Annotated in this window: 9 protein-coding genes; 1 reads left to right on the top strand and 8 read right to left on the bottom strand. The window is 36.7% G+C overall.

The annotated features are described in order from the left end of the window. The 3 genes from B0A64_RS03060 to B0A64_RS03050 form a co-directional block, all read right to left on the bottom strand. On the bottom strand, window positions 1-3285 hold the full coding sequence (locus B0A64_RS03060; protein ID WP_089478074.1) for a SusC/RagA family TonB-linked outer membrane protein: 3285 nt from the start codon (window positions 3283-3285) through the stop codon (window positions 1-3). 73 nt (window positions 3286-3358) lie between these two features. After that, window positions 3359-4282: a FecR family protein gene (locus B0A64_RS03055; RefSeq protein ID WP_089478073.1), complete on the bottom strand. Its 924-nt coding sequence runs from the start codon at window positions 4280-4282 to the stop codon at window positions 3359-3361. Window positions 4283-4365: 83 nt separating this feature from the next. Then, on the bottom strand, window positions 4366-4890 hold the full coding sequence (locus tag B0A64_RS03050; RefSeq protein WP_089478072.1) for an RNA polymerase sigma-70 factor: 525 nt from the start codon (window positions 4888-4890) through the stop codon (window positions 4366-4368). 265 nt (window positions 4891-5155) lie between these two features. Between B0A64_RS03050 and B0A64_RS03045 the strand changes: the two genes are divergently transcribed. Continuing rightward, the gene (locus B0A64_RS03045; RefSeq protein WP_089478071.1) at window positions 5156-6217 is read left to right on the top strand and encodes a phosphatidylinositol-specific phospholipase C1-like protein; all 1062 of its coding nucleotides are present in this window, start codon (window positions 5156-5158) and stop codon (window positions 6215-6217) included. A gap of 306 nt (window positions 6218-6523) precedes the next feature. Here the strand turns inward: B0A64_RS03045 and B0A64_RS03040 are convergent, their stop codons facing one another. From B0A64_RS03040 to B0A64_RS03020, 5 genes are all read right to left on the bottom strand, one after another. After that, window positions 6524-8470, bottom strand: coding sequence for a metallophosphoesterase family protein (locus tag B0A64_RS03040; protein ID WP_089478070.1), 1947 nt, complete (start codon window positions 8468-8470; stop codon window positions 6524-6526). Window positions 8471-8893: 423 nt separating this feature from the next. Beyond that, entirely contained in the window at window positions 8894-12160 is a 3267-nt protein-coding gene (locus B0A64_RS03035) for a carbohydrate-binding protein (RefSeq protein ID WP_089478069.1), read from the bottom strand. 262 nt (window positions 12161-12422) lie between these two features. Continuing rightward, entirely contained in the window at window positions 12423-15299 is a 2877-nt protein-coding gene (locus B0A64_RS03030; RefSeq protein ID WP_244285336.1) for an RICIN domain-containing protein, read from the bottom strand. A gap of 376 nt (window positions 15300-15675) precedes the next feature. Beyond that, window positions 15676-17310 (bottom strand): glycosyl hydrolase family 18 protein, encoded by a 1635-nt coding sequence (locus B0A64_RS03025; protein ID WP_089478068.1) that lies wholly within the window; start codon window positions 17308-17310, stop codon window positions 15676-15678. A gap of 180 nt (window positions 17311-17490) precedes the next feature. After that, window positions 17491-20163 carry a beta-1,3-glucanase family protein gene (locus B0A64_RS03020; RefSeq protein ID WP_089478067.1) on the bottom strand — a complete coding sequence of 891 codons (2673 nt, stop codon included), beginning with the start codon at window positions 20161-20163 and terminating at the stop codon, window positions 17491-17493. Between the last annotated feature and the right edge of the window lie 184 nt (window positions 20164-20347).

Genomic DNA, 20347 nt, shown 5'->3' with positions numbered 1-20347 from the left:
TTATAATTTTAAAGTTGCTCCAAAACTGAACGTTCTCGAAGTTGGGTAACTGGCGTAATCTATACCAATAGATTGGTTTCCGCCGTTAGATTTCGGGCTGTTGATTAATGGATCGTAACCTGTATAATTTGTAATTGTAATTAAGTTCTGACCTGTAATATAAAGCGTCAACCCGTTTAACCAATTCACTCCTTTTAGATCAAAATTGTAACCAATACGAGCTGTATTTAATCTAATAAAATCAGATTTCTCTAAGAATAATGTAGATAAAATTGGTGCATTTGTAGCATTTGCCCCAGACTCATAATATCCTGTAGCTACATTTCGGTCAGATGCCAAGTTGTTTATATTTAAGGCATTCAATCCTGTATTATTCAACAAATAACCTCCGGTCTGACCAATGATAGAGAATGAAAACGTAAAGTTTTTGTATCTCATATCACTATTAAAACCATAGTAAAAAGTAGGTAACGCACCTTCGATAATAATTCTGTCGCTGTTATCAATTTTACCGTCTCCGTTTTGATCCTTAAAAATATTTCCGCCTTTACTGTCAAAACCAATATGTTCCAACAAATAAAACGAACCTGCTGCATAACCACTTTTGTAGATGTTTGCATTTACACCAGACTGTCCAGGTCCTGAAATTGTACCTGTCAGGATTTCTGAAACTGGCAAGTCTTCGATTTTATTTTTTAATGTCGCACCGTTCATATCGATGTTCCAGCTAAAGTTTTTAGTGTCTACTATTTTTGACCCTAACATAAACTCAAAACCTTTGTTAACGATTTTTCCGTCAATATTTGTCCAGACAGTAGTGGTTGGTTTTAACGGACTTGAAGGAACATTTAAGATTGCATCTGTAGTTGTTTTGTTAAAATAATCAACAGTTCCATACAATTTATCATTCCATAAACTAAAATCTAAACCTAAATTATATTGTGTAACAACTTCCCATTTTAAATCAGGATTTGCTGTTCTGGTTACAGAAACACCGTTTACCAGATTCAAATCATCGTATAAATAATATCCATCAGGGCCGGATAATGAATAACTTGCCTTAGTCAGTTTGTTTTGTACTTCCTGATTTCCTGTTTGTCCCCAACTCGTTCTTAATTTTAAGTTGTTGATAGCCGTTACATTTTCTAAGAAACTTTCTTTAGAAATATTCCATCCTAAAGCAAATGAGGGAAAATAACCGTATTTGTTATTGTCTCCAAAACGAGTAGAACCATCTGCTCTCATCGAAGCTGTAAGGAGATATTTGTTATTGAAAGTATAGTTTACCCTTCCAAAATAAGATTGCAATTCGTTTTCCTGAGCATATCCGGTAGTTCCGGATTGTGTTCCTGCAAAACCAGGATTAATCGATGGTTTGATACCAACTCCCTGTGCAGCGATCCCGTCAATACTGAAACTTGTTCCTGATCTTTCAAATTTTTGATACGAGAAACCTCCTAAGACCTCTAGTTTATGTTTATCCAGCAATAAATTATAAGTCAAATAATGCTCTACCAAAGAGTTTTTAGAATCTAAGTTGTTTTGAACGTATTTTCCTTTTGGATTTAAATCGGTAACGTTAGGATAAATTGTCGTGTTTCTTTCGGCAGTAGAACGATCAATACCAATGTTTAGTTTATATTCTAATCCGTCAAAAATTCGTAATGAAGCTTCAAGATTTCCTAAAACTCTTAACGTACGTGTTTGATCCTCATAGATACTCAATAAATAAGCAGGATTATAGTGCGCATTCATGTTAAAGTTGGTGTAATTTCCGTTTGCATCATAAACGGATCTTGTTGGGTTTGCCATCAAAGTATGTACAATCAACTGACCGTTAGAACCTCCGTCATCACTGGTAGGAACCCCATCATCTTTGGTCTCACTAGCAGTAAGATTCACTTTTACCTTTAAACGTTTTTTATCCAGAAACGATTCTGCAGCATTAATTCTACCCGACATACGTTTAAAATTACTATTGCGAATGATACCCTCCTGGTCCATTTGCGCTATAGAGGCATAGTAATTTCCGGATTCAGTTTGTTTAGAAAATGCCAATGAATTATTTTTTGTAACTGCCGTTCTGTAAATTACATCCTGCCAATCTGTGTTTCCCCCATGATCAAAAGCCGGTTCCTTGATAGCGCCTCTGTATTGAGATGCACTTAAAACATCCAGTTTATTGGCAACCGTCGAAAGTCCTGTATACGTATCAAAAGTTAAAGTTCCTTCGCCTTTAGATCCTTTTTTGGTCGTAACCAAAACAACCCCGTTAGATCCTCTCGCTCCATAAATCGCTGCTGCAGAGGCATCTTTAAGAACTGTAATCGATTCGATATCACTACTGTTCAAAAAGTTTAATGGATTTTTTGCAGATGAAGATCCAAAACCAACATTGCTTCCTGAAGGGCTTACATCATCGTTTGCCAACGGGATACCATCAACTACAAACAAAGGTGTACTACCGCTCCTGATAGATCCAACACCACGAATGGTAACATTTACTCCAGCTCCCGGCTCACCACTTGTACTTACAACACGAACACCGGCAACTTTTCCCTGCAATAAATTGTCAGGCGAAATCGTAATACCCTGTTTAAAATTTGCTGCTTCGAGTTGTGTAACAGATCCTGTAACATCTTTTTTAGATTGTTTACCATAACCCACTACCAAAACTTCGTTTAGCTCTGCCGTATTTGGCTCTAATTCAATCGTCATAAAACCACTTTGTACCGCTACCGTTTTGGTTTTATAACCCATGTACGAAACCTGTATTGTTTTGCCTTCGCCAACAGTAATTTCAAATTCTCCATCGAAATTTGAAACCGCCGAGTTTGACGAACTCGTTTCCATAATTGTTGCACCCGGAATTGGTAATTTGTTTTCGTCCAGAATTTTTCCTTTTACTTTTACTTTATCAGCTACTTTACTATTAACTGTTTTAGGCTCAATTGTTTTCTGAATTAAAACTAATTTGCCATTGATGCTGTAATTAAAACTTGCTCTTTTTGATAAATCACTTAATATAAGTGCAATAGATTCGTTTGTATAATTTACGGTATAAACCGTATTATCTGCAATAATAGCCTGACCGTAGCTAAACTTATAATCTGTTTGCGCTGTTAATTTTGAAAAAATAGAGACAAGAGTCGCTTTTTCTATTTTATTTTTTACTTTTGATTCTCCGGAAAAATTAGTTTTACTATAACCATTCTCAATGGCCAGTAACGCTAGCACTAAAAAGACAATTCTCTTTAGATTTAAATAGGTAAGTTTAAAATACATGATTTAAGTTATTGGTTTTTTTACGATACTTAATTATTAATCGCAGTTGTTCTCAGCAACTGCTTTTTTGTTTTTAATTGACTTTTACTATTTCGCCATAAACTTTAAATTTTAGGTTTGTGATATAATTTATTTGTTGCAAAACACTTTCTAACGAAGCATCCTTTTTAATGAATACCGTTAGCGGAGTTGCCAATACACGCTCGTCATTGTATTGAAATGAAACCCCATATTTATATTGTAAAATGGTAATTACTTGTTTTAAAGTAGTTTGATCCAGTGTAACATCTGTAGTGTACCAATTGACCAGAAATGATTTATCTGCCAGTTGTTTGGTTAATTTTTGTGCTGTAAACAACGCTTCGTCATTAGGAACCAAATCTACGCTTTGCCCTTTTGTCGAAACATTTACTTTTCCGGTTACGACAATTACTTCGCATTTTAATTTTGATAACTGAATGTGAAATGAAGTTCCCACAACTCTTGTTTTAATTGCGCCTGACGTAATGATAAAAGGATGCGTTTTGTCTTTGGCAACTTCAAAAAAAGCATTTCCTTTTAATAAAGAAACCTTTCTCTCGTCGCCCATAAATTTTTCAGGATACTGAAATAATGAATTTGCTGCCAGATAAATTTTCGTGCCGTCACTTAATTGGATAGATTTGGGGGTATCTGACGTCTTAAATGATACTTGCTTTTCGGGCGTAATGTTTGGTTTATAGAAAAATCCTAAACCTGCAAGAAAAAGAATGCTGGCAGCTGCCATATATTTTAAATAAGGATTGAAAGTTTTCTTCTTTCCTATTCTTAACTGTATATTGTCGTATATATCCTGAGAAACTTCTTCAGAATTTCCCATTGCGGTTTCATCCCAATTGGAGTTTTGATATTCATTTAAGGCAAAATCATTCAATAAATTTTCTTCGGCCTTAGAGGTTTTATTTCGGGAACTTTTATCGATAAGATGTTCTAAACTATGCTTGATTCTTTTTATCATACTACTTATTATTACAAGTAAGTACCAGAATTGTAAAATCGTACTATCGAGAAATATTATGAAACCATTAACAGAAAGTTATCTTAAAAATTTTGGTTCAAAATAATAAATGGAGCAAGCCAGGCAAGGTCTTTCAAGCCTTCGCGCAATTGTTTTAAAGCCGATGAAATTTGATTTTTAACGGTTTGTTTAGAGATTCCAAGTTCATCTGCAATTTGATCAATTGACATATCCTGAAATTTGTACATCAATAAAACCTCTTTTCGTTTCTCGGGAAGTTTATCTATTAAGGAATAAAGTAAGTCCATTACTTCAGGATCGATCGAGCTGAAATTATCAATAATATAATCTTCGAATTTATCTTCGAGAATCGTCTTATCAAACCGGTTATTTTGGTAATGCTTGAAAACCTGATTTTTTACCGCCCGGAACAAATAAGGTTCAATGGCATTTATAGTAAGCTCTTCTTTTCGTTCCCACAAATCAATAAAAACATCCTGAACGATGTTCTGTGCCAAGTCTTTATCCTGAGTCATCGTATACGAAAACGCATTGAGCTTTTTCCAGTAATCGGTATACGTTTTTTCAAAAATTTCAGGGTTTTTCATAACAATATGGGGACGGTTTGGTGATGTAAAATAATAAAATGTTATACCAATGTTTTTTTCCTGAAGGTTATCTTTAAATTAAGGAATGAATCTGTTTGTTTTATTAATACTACTTTTTTCGACTAAAGATGATACTCGCATTGCGATTTCTTTTTCTTTATCTAACATAAAATTCAAATACCAATTTTAATTTAGTACACTCAAAAAAAGGTAATACTCAGTTACCTCATCCCCTATCTATTAATACAAATTACAATTTCAAATCATGAAACAAATTCTGTTTACATTATTTATTGCAGGCACCATACAATGCCATAGTCAGATACAAAATGACAATCTAAAAATCAATCAAATTCAGGTTATCGGGTCACATAACAGCTACCGCCAGAATATCGAACCGGATTTATACAATGTGCTTCAGGCAAAAGATACTTCGCGCTCTTTAAAAGGATTACAATACACGCATATTCCGCTTACAGAACAATTGAATAAAGGTTTGCGAAATCTGGAAATTGATGTTCAGGGTGATCCTAAAGGCGGAAAATATGCACACCCAAAAGGTTTAGACATCGTAAAATCTCAACAAGCTTATGACCCAAAAGGAGAAATGCAAAAACCAGGGTTTAAAGTTTTCCATATGATCGATATTGATTTCCGAACATCCTGCTACACACTTCAAAATTGCCTTGCCGAATTAAAAAAATGGTCGGATGCCAATCCGGATCACGTTCCGGTTTTTATCACCTTGGAACCAAAAGATGATGATAGCTTCTTAGGTACAAAAGCGGAGAAATTCACTCCCGAATTATTCGACGCATTAGACGCTGAACTTCGCAAAGGTTTAGGAAACAAATTGATCACGCCGGACATGGTGCGAGGAAAATATAAAACACTCGAAGAAGCCGTTCTACACAACAATTGGCCAACGCTGAAAAAGGCAAAAGGCAAGTTTTTATTTATTTTGGATAATAACGGAGCCAAAAGAGATTTGTATGCCCTGAATCATCCATCCCTAAAAGGACGTGCCGTTTTTATCAACGCAGAACCTGGCAAGCCGGAAGCCGCAACATTATTCAGAAACAACTCCGAAGATCCTGAAATTGCCAATCTGGTAAAAAAAGGATACCTGATAAGAACCAGAGCCGACTCTGACACTAAAGAAGCCAGAGCCAACGATTATAGGCATTTTGAAGCTGCCAAAAAATCAGGCGCTCAAGTTATTACAACCGATTATTATTTGCCAAGTACTTTATTCAATTCTCCTTATCAGATAAAATATGATGATGGTACTTATGTGAGAGTTGATCCGGTGAATGGAGGGGAATAAGTTTTCAGTCTCAGTTTTCAGATTTAAAGGTTTCAAGTTTTGCTTTGTGTGAAACTTGAAACCTTTTTTATTGCGTTTTTATGGCACGCGGATGACACGGATTTGAATAGATTGTCACAGATTTTTTTGTTTTTGTACGCACCTATTGTCATTGCGGGGAACGAAGTAACCTCACTAATAATCCGCAAAGTTTGATCTAGTAAATGTGGTTGCTTCGTTCCTCGAAATGACAAAAAATGAGAATAAAAAATCCGCGACAATCCGCGTTTTCGCGATAGCGAATCTGCGTCATCCGTGTGCCATTTCTCAATTCAGACTTTTAATCGCTCCTGTTTTCAAATCAACACTAAAATGATCTGCCGGAACTTCGTGCATGAATTTGTTAAAGATAATCAAGAACAATCGCATTTGATTTTGCAATGGTTTTACGTTTGATGCATCCTCTTTATGATTTTCGAAAAACAACTGAGATAAAATTTTATATTGTTTCGCCCTTGCTGTTCCAACATCGACTAAAGCCAATTCATCGGCACTTCTAAAACGGTAGAAATCAACCAGAAGATCATAACCTGTCCAATTAAAATCTTGTATTTTGAGCTTGTTTTCTGTTAGAAATTTTGTTGCTTTAGCTTCTGCCTCTGACCATTCTTTCCTGAAGTTTTCTTTGTTTTTAAGCATCACATCAAAATCTTTATCAGATTGTATATGGGCTAAAACCAATAAATCTTCTCCGGAAACATTCAAAATAAAATTTTTGAAAGATTCTGGCCAATCGTCTTTCAGAAAACGCAAACGAACTAATTCTTTTAGATGAAAATCGGTAAAATCATGATAATTTTTAGTTTTCAGAATATCAATATTCCAGATGTCCTTTGTGTTTTGGCTTTCTAAAAATTGATATTCCATTTTATACAAATCAAAAAGTTCATTGTATCCCGGAACGGCATCGATTGTAATGGTTTGAATATCGACAAGATTATCTTTTTTGATTGTCAATAATTTATACGCCGGAATATATGCTGCCAATGATGGCGTCTGAATGTTGACCAGCGTATTTCCTTTTGCCGTGGTCCTTGTTCCGGTATCATTAATATGCATGTGTCCGCCAAAATGAATCTTTAATCCGGCATCTGCAAAAACCTGCGCTACTTCTTCGACCGGAACGCGGTTCAATTGCCATTTATTGGGGCCCAGTAATTCTTTTATTTCTGCCGAAGCGTCATCATTAAAATCAATCATTGGGAAATGACTAAAAGCAATCAGGGTTTTGCCTTGTTGTTTGGCCTGCGCCGAAATTTCTTCGACCCATTTTATCAAATGTTTTTTGTTCGAAAGCACATTGTTGTAACCTGTACTGGCTTCTGAGTAATTTTTAGAATCTTTGACATCTGTTGTTGCCCCATTTTTGGGGATATAAACATTGCCATCGATCGCCATAAGCCAAAGTCCGGCAACAGGTTCAACAACATAACTCACATCCGGAACTTCGTAACCCGGCGTAACATTATAAACACGATTGGACAATAAAGCAGCTTGCGAAGCTTTTTCGAAACTATAATCCTGACTTGTATAGGTTGAAAACGGAGTTGCCCAGAATTTGTATTTTTTATTGGGATAGAATCCAAAGTTTTTCAGATCGTCTGTAATTCCTAAATAACCCATTTTAGCAATATCGGCAGTAACAACTACAGGCTGTTCAATCGTTAAATTGGGCTTATACAGGCCTTCTTTGCTATAAATGGGCTGACTTTTTCCATCTTTTCCCAGAAAATCTTCTTTGCCGGATTCTTGTGCAAATGGTCCAACGGGATCATGATTTCCTGTGGTTATAAAAAATTCGATGTTATATTTTTTACCGTATTGATCTAAAATTTTCTCTAAACCTTTTACATGTATCGGCTGTCCATCATCTGTATAATCTCCGGGAAGAGCGACGTATTTTATTTTTCGTCTGGCGATATCTTCCAGAGCGGCTATAAAAGCAAAGTAATTTTCATTGAAGATTCGGGTCGAATGCAACTGAGAAGCCATTGTTCTCATCAAGGTATATTTTCCGGTTTTGGGATTTAAAATTCCTTTATAACTATTGTCTGAAAATGCTCCGAATAAATCCTGCAAATGAACATCTGATAAAAAAGCAATTTGGGTTCCTTCCAGATTATTCTGTTTTTGTGCTGAGATAGTACTACTTAAAAAAATAAAAAATAAAACTGCTAAAGAATATTTATAGGGAGAGGTAATTTTTAAAGTCATAGGGTAAACTTTTGCAAATGGGGATTTTATGAAACGTTCTAAAACGATTTGCAATTTTAGGAATTATAACTTTAAGGACCTTTATCGTATTGTTACGGAATGATAATGTTTATTGTAAAACAGAATATTAAACGTAAGGTTTATTTGAATTGCCTCCAGCTTTATCCGGAGGATATTTTTAAGGTATAAAAAAAAGGCTTTAGTCAAACTCTTATTTTTGACTAAAGCCCCAGAAATATTAACTTTATCTGATCTCCGGCTAAAGCAGGAACCAATGCAATAAATTATTAATCATTTGTTTCACATAGCCAGGCTATGTGCATTTTAAACAAGTGAAACGCCTTTTTTAAAGATCCAAAAGCTATGTTTCTATGTGTTAAAATTAATTACACCCAACGGGTTAATCGTAATCGACTAACAATTTTATTTCTTTAAAAAACGTCTCATTGTCTGAATGCCGTTTTTCTCAAAAACAATTACATAAACGCCGGTACTTAAATCTGAAACGTTAACATTATTATTTGTAATAGCTTGATTTTTAATCAATCTTCCTGTTTGAGAATCAAATATTTTTACCGTTCCTCCAATTAAATCTGTTGTATAGAAAAGTGTTTCTGAAACTGGATTTGGATATAGGGTCAATACAACATTGTTACTCTCCTGCGGTGCAATAATTGCCGAAGCTACTGGAATAATTGCCGAATCGTCAATTTTAGAAATTTTGATCCAGTTGATATTTGCCCTTGCATTATGAATGTCGACTGTAAGATTATAGGTTCCGGCATTTACAGTTACAGTTTGAGATACCGTTTGCCAGTTTTGCCATCCTCCGGTATTGGGTATATCAACTCCTTCAAAAAAATCTCCAAAGTTTAAATCTGCATATACCTGAGCCCTATCTACAGCACTCGCTACTCTGTATTCTATTAGATAAGATCCAGTTGTTGGAAAATTGACCTTATTATAGCCCAACCAATTGTAGGAACTACTATTTGTGACATTTAATCCTCCACCAAAATCTGTTGTTGTCTCAGTTGTAATTCCTCTCATAGCCGAGTAATCTTCTGCCTGAATTAAAGCTGTAGTATTGGGTTCGATTTTAGAAATCCTGATCCAGTTAATGTTCATACTTTGATTTCGATTGAGGATTTCAAATTTATAGGTTCCGGCATTTACAGTTACAGTTTGTTTAACAGTTTGCCAATTTTGCCATCCTCCGCTATTAGGTGCATAAACACTTCCTAAAAAAACAGTACGATCGTTTAAATAACCAGAGATTACAGCCAGATCGTAAGGACTCGATACTCTGTATTCTATTAGATAAGTACCAGTAGTTGGAAAATTAATATTGTCATACGACAATGTGTCGCGAACATCCATATTAGTTATGTTTAAACCTCCGCCAACATCTGTTGTTACTTCGGTTGTAATTCCTCCACTCATAGCAGTGTAATCTTCTGCCTGAATTAAAGTCGAAGTTTGTGTTACCGCTGTAGGAATTAATTTCCATTGTCCGTTTGTCTGGTTGAGATTCTCCCATTGCTCTACATTGGCACCACTGGCTGTACTTGCTCCGGCAACATCTATAACTTTTCCGCTGTGTCTGGCAATAATTTTATAAAATCCATCGCCTGTAGCCACCACAATAAATTGCTGATTGGCTTCTTCGCTGTAAGGATATTGTCTTACATTGGTACCATTGTCTTTAGAATAATCGGCTACATCCAGAGATTGTCCGCTATGATTGACAATAATTTTATACAATCCATTACCCAAATGTGTAAACGTGTATTTTTGATTGTTTCCTTCATTACTATTTGCCTGAACAATATTGGCACCGCTTTCTAAACTTGCATTCCGTACGACCATATTAAGTATGCTGTTTCTGTTTTGCAAAAAGAAGGTCTTATTGTCTAAAGTCGTAACTCCGTTGGCAAGAATTCGAATAGAACTTACTTGATTATTCCAGGTTGCATTTAAATTTGCAGTATCAGAATTAATAACTATCGAAGCGCCTGTAAAATTGTCTTCCTGATACAAAATAGCCTGAAATCCCTGAGCAACTTTAAGCGACGAAATATCATTGTTTAAAACCCCTAAAGATTTTAAACGTTTAATAGTATAGTCTCCTATGGTTAATCCTCCGGAAAACCCACCATAATTAAGATCTTTATAAACTGTCACTACATCTGTAGAGGGGGAAATTGTACCTCCGGGAGGAATCGTTCCTGTAATAGAATAACTTCCGAGAGAACCATAAGCCGAATATCCTCCAGATGTTGCATTTCCTGCTCCTGTACCCCTGACACTAATAAAATAGTTGCCTTCAGGCAAATTTACATTCATAGAAGCGTTTAAGGCAAAAGGATCAGGATTCCAGTACGTTCCCATTTCTACACCTGATGAATTATATAATTTAATCATAAGATGCAATATTCCATCCTTTGGCATTGTTGTAGCATTTATCGAAACATTTCCTCCACCAGTTTTAAAACTAAAAAAATCAGAATCAGTTTCACTAGAAATGACACCATTTTTTTGGTTAATTGCTCCGTTGGTACTATAATCTAAAGATTCTGCAGTAGCAATATTATTTCCATAATCATCTGCACGATATCCTACGCCAAATTTAGAACTTGAAATAATTGCCAAATCATCCTGCTTATTATTAGCATAATTATATTCTCCTTTACTCCATTGTACAACAGGATTATAATAGCCTACTCCCATAATGGGTGCCCATGACGTATTGGGCAGACCATAAAAATAATCTTCGGCCGGATTGGTACGACCATCATGAGCAAGGTCAAAAGTATGCCCTACTTCATGTGCAGTGGCATTTGCACACATTTTACCCGAGATCACAAATATCCAGCAAGGTACATCATCGTTCCAGCTAAAGGAACCATTATAGGCTACACCTCCCGCCCCCGGACCTGCAGTATTGGTTGGAGTTATTACCGCACGCATCCTTTTGTTTTTTGGATAGGTGTTAAAAACGGCTTCGCTTGTTGTAACATTCAGATTAAAAGGTCGGTAATCTTCAGATACTATTTCCCAATTGTGCTGTATATCAGCATCGCTCATTCCGGATGGTGCTGCATTTATGGGGTTACCGTTATTCCATATATTTCCTGCCGGCATATAATAACCATCATAATCTAATAAAACACAGCCTGCTGCGCCTGGTAAACTTTGTAGGTTTAATAATGCCGGAGCGATTGCTGTCGCAGTTGCTTTACTGGTCGTTTTATTGGTGTTTTCAGAAACGTTTTTGTAATCGATACAAATCAAAGTATTAATATCAACTTTGGATACAAAGGCATTTCCCTGTGTGTCTGAATAATACTTGTAAGCTTCTTTTGTTTTCTTCAAAATAATATGTCCTTCCAGAACGTTATCTTTTACTTTGATATAAAAAGAAGATTCCGGAATGTCCTTGATTTCTCCTATCAAAAATTCGCTTGATGTATTTGATTCTTTGTAGTTTACTTTTGCATGAAAGCTTTTCGAATTCTCAGTCTCAAGTAAAATTGTTTTTTCTGTGCTTTTTGAAGTTGTCGCAACTAATTCTTTCTTGAGATGATTCATAAATGTTTTATTTGAGCCTAAAGAAGTTTGTGCGATTGCAAAACTGCTAAAACAAATAATTAAGAATAAACTCAGCCTAAATTTGTAATTTTTTTTCATATCTATTAATTTTTAGAGGATTATTATCTAATCCGTTAAGATAACTGCATACAAATGTAGGTTTTTTATTATACCAAAGTAAGTTTTTACTTATAAAAGACATTATACTTCTATTTTTTTTGAAAGAAATATCTTTTATTTCATATAATTGATAATTAAATTAATTTATAATCCTGATAGAGAAATCTTTTATTACGAAAAAAGTGTCATCCCTGCTTGTAAAACAGGAGATGACACTTTTTGCAGCGCTATTTTAAAATTGTTATTTTTTTATAAAACGTTTCACGGTTTGTTTGCCGTCTTTGTCAAAAACAATCAGGTAAACACCTCTTTTTAATTGAGAAACATCTACACTATTAGCATTTATTTTTTGTCCTAAAACGACCGTTCCGGTTTGAGAATCGACAATACTTACATTTCCTCCTGCCAAATCTATTGTCGTAAAAAGTGTTTCGGCTACCGGATTTGGATATACGTTTAATACAACATTATCCTTAGTTTCATCTGCTACAATTGCTGATGTTGCAGGAAGTGTTGCCGCAGCACCAATTCTGGTAATTCTAATCCAGTTAATATTTACGGCACTGGTTTGTATATAAATTCCAAAACTATAAGTTCCGGCATTTACGTTTACCGTTTGTGTAACAGTTTGCCAATTTTGCCATCCTCCGGTATTAGGGATGTCTACATTTCCCAGAATAATAGTTCCACCGTTTAAATCAGATGATATTCTGGCTCCGGCAACAGCACTTGCTATTCTGTATTCGATCAGATAAGAACCTGTTGTTGGAAAATTGATATTGTTATACGCCAGCCAATCGCCGGTATCTGTATAAGCTACATTCAAACCTCCGCCAGTATCTGTTGTCGTTTCGGTTTGGATTCCGTTCATAGCAGTATAATCTTCTGCCTGGATCAAAGTTGATGTTTGCGCAGTAGTTGTCGCAATCAATTTCCATTGTCCGCAAGTCTGGTTGTTATTGTCCCATTGCTGTACATTGGCGCCATTGGCTGTACTTGCTCCGGCAACCTCAACAACTCTACCGCTGTGTCTGGCAATAATTTTATAAAATCCGTCGCCAGTAGCAACCAATACAAACTGCTGATTGGTAGTTCCGTTATACGGATATTGCTCTACACTAACACCATTTGCTTTGTTAAAACCGTTTACATCTAGAGATTGCCCGCTATGATTGGCAATGATTTTATACAATCCATCGCCCAAATGTGTCAAGGTGTATTTTTGATTGTTTCCTGAATTTGGAGTTCCTTGTGCAATACTGGCCCCATTGGTTAAACTGGCGTTCCAGACATCCATGTTTAATCCGCTGTTTCGGTTTTGCAAAAAGAAAGTTTGATTTCCCAGTGTTGTCACTCCGTTTGCCAGAATTCTAATAGAAGTTACTTTATCATTCCAGGTTGTATTCAAACAAGAATTATCAGAATTAATTACGGTCGAAGCTCCGGTAAAGTTATCATCCTGATATAAAATTGCCTGAAATCCCTGCGTGATTTTAAGAGACGAAATATCATCGTTTAAAACTCCCAATGAATTTAAACGTGCCATATTATAATCTCCAATGGTTAAACCTCCTGAAAATCCGGTATAGTTGCAATCTTTATAAACGGTAATTACATCTGTAGTAGCACTAACATTTCCTCCGGGCGGAATCGTTCCTGTAACAGAATAACTTCCGATAGAACCATAAGCCGAATATCCGCCATAACCAGCGTTTCCTGCTCCCGTACCATCGACACCTATAAAATATTTACCGGCAGGCAAGTTTACATTCATCGAAGCGTTTAAGGCAAAAGGATCAGAGTTCCAATAAGTTCCCATTTCGGCTCCGGCTGCATTATACAAACGGATTAAAAGGTGTAGATTTCCGTCTCTTCCCACGGTATTGGCATTGATCGAAACATTTCCTCCGCCTGTTGTAAACGTAAAGAAATCATAATCGGCTTCACTCGAAATGATCCCGTTTTTTTGATTAATCGCTCCGCTGGCATTATACTCTAAATTGGCTGCCGAAGCTGTATTATCGCCATAATCATCGCCACGATATCCTACACCAAATTTACTGCCGGCAATCGAAGCTACATCATCTTGCTTGTTATTGGCAAAATCGTACTCACCTTTACTCCACTGTACAACGGGTCTGTAATACCCTGCTCCCATAATTGGTGCCCACGAAGTATTGTTTATACCCACAAAATAGTCTTCTGCCGGATTGGTGCGTCCGTCATGGCCAAGATCAAAAGTATGCCCTACTTCATGCGCAGAGGCATCTCCACCAGATTTACCCGAAGTAATAAATACCCAGCACGGTACATCATTGTCCCAATTGAAGGAACCAATATATGCTACACCTCCCGCCCCCGGGGCTGCAGTATTGGTTGGAGTTACCACCACACGCATTCTTCTGTTTCTTGGATAAGAGTTAAAAACGGCTTCGCTTGTTGTAACATTCAGATTAAAAGGTCGGTAATCCTCAGAGACTACTTCCCAATGTTGCTGTACATCGGCATCGCTCATTCCGGATGGAGCTGCATTTATAGCATTCCCGTTATTCCAGAGATTTCCTGCCGGCATATTATAACCGTCAAAATCCAATAAAACACAACCTGCCGCACCCGGTAAACTTTGTAAGTTTAATAATGCCGGAGCAATTGCTGCCGCAGCTGCTTTACTGGTGGTTTTATTGGTGTTTTCAGGAACATTTCTATAATCGATACAAACCAATGTGTTGATATCAACCTTCGAAACAAAGGCATTTCCCTGTGCATCCGAATAATATTTGTAAGCTTCTCTGGTCTTCTTTAAGATAATATGTCCTTCCAGCGATTTATCTTTTACTTTGATATAAAAGGAAGATTCCGGAATGTCTTTGATTTCTCCTATCAAAAACTCGCTTGATGTATTTGATTCTTTATAATTAATTTTTCCGTTAAAGTTTTTTGAATTGTCTGTCTGTAATAAGACTGTTTTTTCTATGCTTTTTGAGGTTGCTGCAACTAATTCTTTCTTGAGATGATTCATAAATGTTTTACTCGAACCTAATGATGTCTGTGCAATTGCAAAGCTGCTACAGGCAAGAAAGGCAAGCAAACTTAGCCGAAAGCTGTAATTATTTTTCATACTTTATTTGGGATTTGGGGTTATGATTTTAATGTTGTGGTTATTATTTTTAATGCATAAAGCTATTTCGTGCGATTAAAATCCGTTGCAACAAAATGGATCGTTCCTCCGGAACTTTTGTAAAGAGCCTTTGGCTCGATTTATATTCTCATTTCTGTCATCCTGACTAAGGGAGGAGCACACTAGAAAATCGCCAAACTTTGTAGAGCTACTTGCGAAGATTTCTCCTCCGTCGAAATGACAAACTACAAGCAAACAGAAAAAAATCTGCTCAATCTGCGTGAGAATTTTTTTTTTAAAATTATTTAATTTCTGATTAATAAAAAACACTATTCATTCTTTTGGTAAAAAGAAGAAATAGTGTTTTTAGAAAAGATTATTTTTTAATAAAACGTCTTACGGTTTTGATTCCGTCTTTTTCTACTAATATTAAGTAGATTCCGTTTTTTAAACCTGAAACATCAACACTGTTAGCATTAACTTTTTGTGTAGAAACAGTTGCACCACCTTCAGAATTAATAATGCTCACATTTGCTCCAGAAACTTCTGTACTAAACAACAATAAATCTGTTGTTGGGTTAGGGTACACGTTCAGACTTGCAATACCTTCAGCTGTTGGTTCCGGCGAAGCGGTTTTTGCGGCTAATGCTGCTCCAGATTTTGTGATTCTGAACCAGTTGATATTCACACCGGAACTCTGAATATAGATTCCAAAATTATACGTTCCCGCATTTACGTTTACCGTTTGCGATACCGTTTGCCAATTTTGCCATCCTCCTGTATTAGGTATGTTTACCGCACCTAACTGGATTGTTCCTGCATTTAAATCAGATGATATTCTGGCACCATTTACAGCACTTGCTACTCTATATTCGATTACATAAGTCCCAGAAGTTGGAAAATTAATGTTAGAATATGCCATCCAATCAGCAGTATCTGCATAACCTACGTTAAGGCCACCGCCAGTATCTGTTGTAGCTTCGGTTTGTACACCACTCATCGAGGTATAGTTTTCGGCTTGTATCAAAGTACCGCCTGCTGGTGGCTGACTTCCTGATATAACCTGGTTTACGGCTGTTAATAATGATTTAGCACCTGTAGCATCCTGAGATAATTCCCAAATCATAACTCCGCCTGCGTTTTGAACCGCAAAAGTTGTTTTTGCTTTAATGGTTGGAATTCCGTTATAATAAATGGTGTTTCCTACCTGATCCAGGTTTTCTGCTCCCGGATATTGCGCTACGATATTCGCATAAGAAATTCCCTGATTGGCAGATGCACCAAAACCATATCCGTAAAACGGAAGACCAATAATGGCTTTACTTGCCGGTAATCCTCTTCCGGTCCAGTAATTAAACTGATTTACAGCCATACTATAAGGAGAATGTTGTCCCGGAGTTCCCGGAGCCCAAGGTCCTGTTGCGTCATAGGCCATGATATTGATCCAGTCGTAAGCTGCAAATGTAGAAGCCGGTACATTGGCCCCGCCATATCCTTCTGATAATGCTGCTGTAATTTGCTTACCGTTTGCATGCAATTTTGCCGCAAGCGCAATTACAAATCCTCCGTAGTCACCATTGATAGCCGGACCTTCAAGATCTACATCGACACCATCAAAATTATGGGCGACAACATAATCGTAAATCTTCTGGATAAAAGCAGTTCTGTTGCCACTTGTAATAAGGTTAAAGTAATTGTCACGAATCGCGCCTCCTTCAGAAATGGAACCTCCGCCAAGGGAAACAAAAACTTTTACGTTTTGATTGTGTGCTGCCTGAATAATGGCATTATTTCCCGAGTTAAAAGACAGATATCCGTTCGCATCAGGATTTTCGAACGCAATATTAATGTGCGTTAATTTACTGTACTGAATCGTTGTGGAAAATGAATTCAGATCGACCCAATTTGGTACATAAGCGATTACTTTTTTCTGGGCCATTGACAAATTGAAGACACCAAACACCAAAATGACCATCCATTTTAGTGGCATTGTTTTGTAATTGTTTTTCATAATAATTGTTTAATAGATTAATAAATTTGTAAATAATTGGGGGGAGATTTTTAATTGTAGATTTCTGATTTTAGATTAAAAGTTGATGCCGATAATTAGGGATACCAAATTCCGAACTCTTCCTCTTAGAAATCATAGTTTATGAATTCTAAAATCAAAAATCTACAATTGTTTTTTAAACTATTTTTTTATAAAACGTTTTACCGTTTTAGTACCGTCTTTTTCAAAAACCAACAAGTAAACACCTCTTCGCAAATGCGAAACATCTAAACTGTTATTATTGACCTTTTGTCCAGAAACCACCGCTCCTGTCTGAGAATCTACAATACTCACATTACCACCGGTTACGTCTGTGGTGATATAAAGTGTATTTTCGACCGGACTAGGATATAGGTTTAAAACTGTGGCAGCTACCTGTTCTGTTTCTGCTTCCGGAGCGGCCGTTTTTGCTGTTAAACCGGCTCCAACTTTTGTAATTTTAATCCAGTTGATGTTCATTCCGGTATTCTGAATGTAGATTCCAAAATTGTACGTTCCGGCATTTACATTTACCGTTTGAGAAACGGTTTGCCAGTTTTGCCATCCGCCTGTGTTAGGGATATCGACATTGCCCAAAACAATGGTTCCCCCGTTTAAATCAGATGATAATCTACCACCGGTTACGCCACTTGCTACTCTGTATTCGATTAGGTAAGAACCTGTAGTTGGAAAATTAATGCTGTTGTAAGCCAACCAATCTCCGGTTTCTGTATATCCTACATTCGATCCTCCTCCTGTATCTGTTGTTGCTTCGACCTGAATACCGCTCATTGACGAATAATCTTCTGCCTGAATTAATACAGCTGTTTGAGATGTTGTAGCGGGAATCAATTTCCATTGTCCGCAAGTCTGGTTGTTGTTGTCCCATTGTTGTACAATTGCACCATTGGCTGTACTTGCTCCTGCAACCTCAACGATTCTACCACTGTGTCTGGCTACAATTTTATAAAATCCGTCGCCTGTAGCAACCAATACAAATTGCTGATTGGTCGTAGCATTGTATGGATATTGTTGTACAGGAGTACCATTTGCCTTATTGAAATTATTTACATCCAAAGATTGACCGCTATGATTGGCTATGATTTTATACAAACCATCGCCTAAATGTGTCAATGTAAATTTTTGATTGTTTCCGGAATTTAAAGCTCCCTGATTAATCGCTGCGCCATTAGACAAACTTGCACCCCAAACATCCATGTATAAATTACTGTTTCGGTTTTGCAAAAAGAAAGTTTGATTGCCTAAAGTTGTTACTCCGTTTGCCAGAATCCTGATCGAAGTTACCTTATCATTCCAGGTTGTATTCAAGCATGTATTATCTGAATTAATTACCGTCGAAGCTCCACCAAAGTTATCATCCTGATATAAAATCGCCTGAAAACCTTGTGTAATTTTTAGGGACGATATGGCATCATCTTCAATTCCTAATGTTTTTAAACGTGCCAGGTTGTAATCTCCAATTGTTAGTCCGCCGGAAAATCCGGTATAATTACAATCTTTATAAACCGTAATAACATCTGTCGTAGCAGGAACCGAAGGTACAGTTCCGGCATATCCTCCAAAACTTGCAATTACTTTTGTTGGTTGTGGTGTATGTAGCGATGGCGACTGATCTGCCACATCATCATAAGCAAATCCGTAAGCCAGATTGTCTACACTTATTCCCGGTAAATGCCAGAATTTAGAATAATGATTGGTTGGGTTTACCTGATAAAATTTCGAGGCATCGTACCAGTTTTGTTGTCCCGGATTTGCAGTAGTCACGTTTACCACATGACGGTTTATCGCTGCTGTTAATTGTGCCTGAACCACAAGATCCAAATCTCCGTCGACCAATCGTCTGTCCAGAACGCCTTTTCCTTCAAGAGCTTCTTGTGTCGAAGGCCTGTTTTGAACCCTTCCTGTTCTACCCACAAAACCACCTGATTGTCCTACTACTTCTAGTTGTTCACCTATAACTCTTCCTTTAAAAACGCCGGCATCTCCGGCATAAAATATCAAATCTTCATTTTTATATTTATTCCAGATGGCATCAATATAAGATTTTAGATAATTGGCCTGCGCACCAACACTTGTTCCTCCGGTTCCGTCTGCAAAAGCAGGAGTTTTTGATGGTGCAGTAATCTCGCCTGTTGCATCATTGACACAACCCTGAAATTCTGAGGGTACATTGGCTTTGAAAGCTGCCACAATATCAGCGTGTTTTTTTAATTCGCCCACTTTTTTCTGATAGCCATTAGCACCAAACAACTCCAATCCCATTGGATATTTATAAGAATCTACTCGCGAAGGATTTCCAAAAAAACCATATTGGTTGTTGGTCAATTCGATAATTTCATATAAAATTCCCTGATTTGGGTCTGTCGCATTCAACGGGTTTGGCGATGTGTAACCGGAAGGAGCTCCGCTTGCGCCAAAAAAGTAGAAATACAATTGTTGCCCTTTGGCAATAAAAACCCTGCAACCTGCAATTTGCGGTAACGTAAAGGTCTTGTTTGGAATCTCGCTTAGTTTGGTAAAACAATTGGCATATTTCGAGTTTTGTCCCGGACCCGTATTACCACCAATTGTAGGCCCTGTAATGGTGTTATAAGACGAACTCATAGGCAAAACCTGACTCGTTTTGGCATTTACCCAAACGTGGTTTCCGGTATTGTAATCTATCCCTACAATGGCAACATACAACTCATTGTCATTAAATGTCGAAGTATTGCTAATCGTAAACGGTACAGGTCCTTGCCCATACATAAAATTGCCCAGTAATGCCAGCAGCAATACGGTAAAAATGTTTTTTTGTAATCTAAAATTTCTCATTGTTTAAATTGTTTGGGTTCATAAAATTGTTTTTAATTAAGTAGTAAGAATGAGAAAATACGGTTAACCCGTTGGGTATAATTTTAACACATAGATTCTGTGTTGATTTCCAAATTAAATCTATGTGTTAGCTATTTTTTCACGCAGATTAAGCAGATTGAGCAGATTTTATTTTTTAATCTTT

The sequence above is a fragment of the Flavobacterium araucananum genome (genome assembly GCF_002222055.1).
GTDB lineage: Bacteria > Bacteroidota > Bacteroidia > Flavobacteriales > Flavobacteriaceae > Flavobacterium > Flavobacterium araucananum.
The sequence above is the reverse complement of the archived record's forward strand: the minus strand, read 5'-3'. Positions and strand labels throughout refer to the sequence as shown.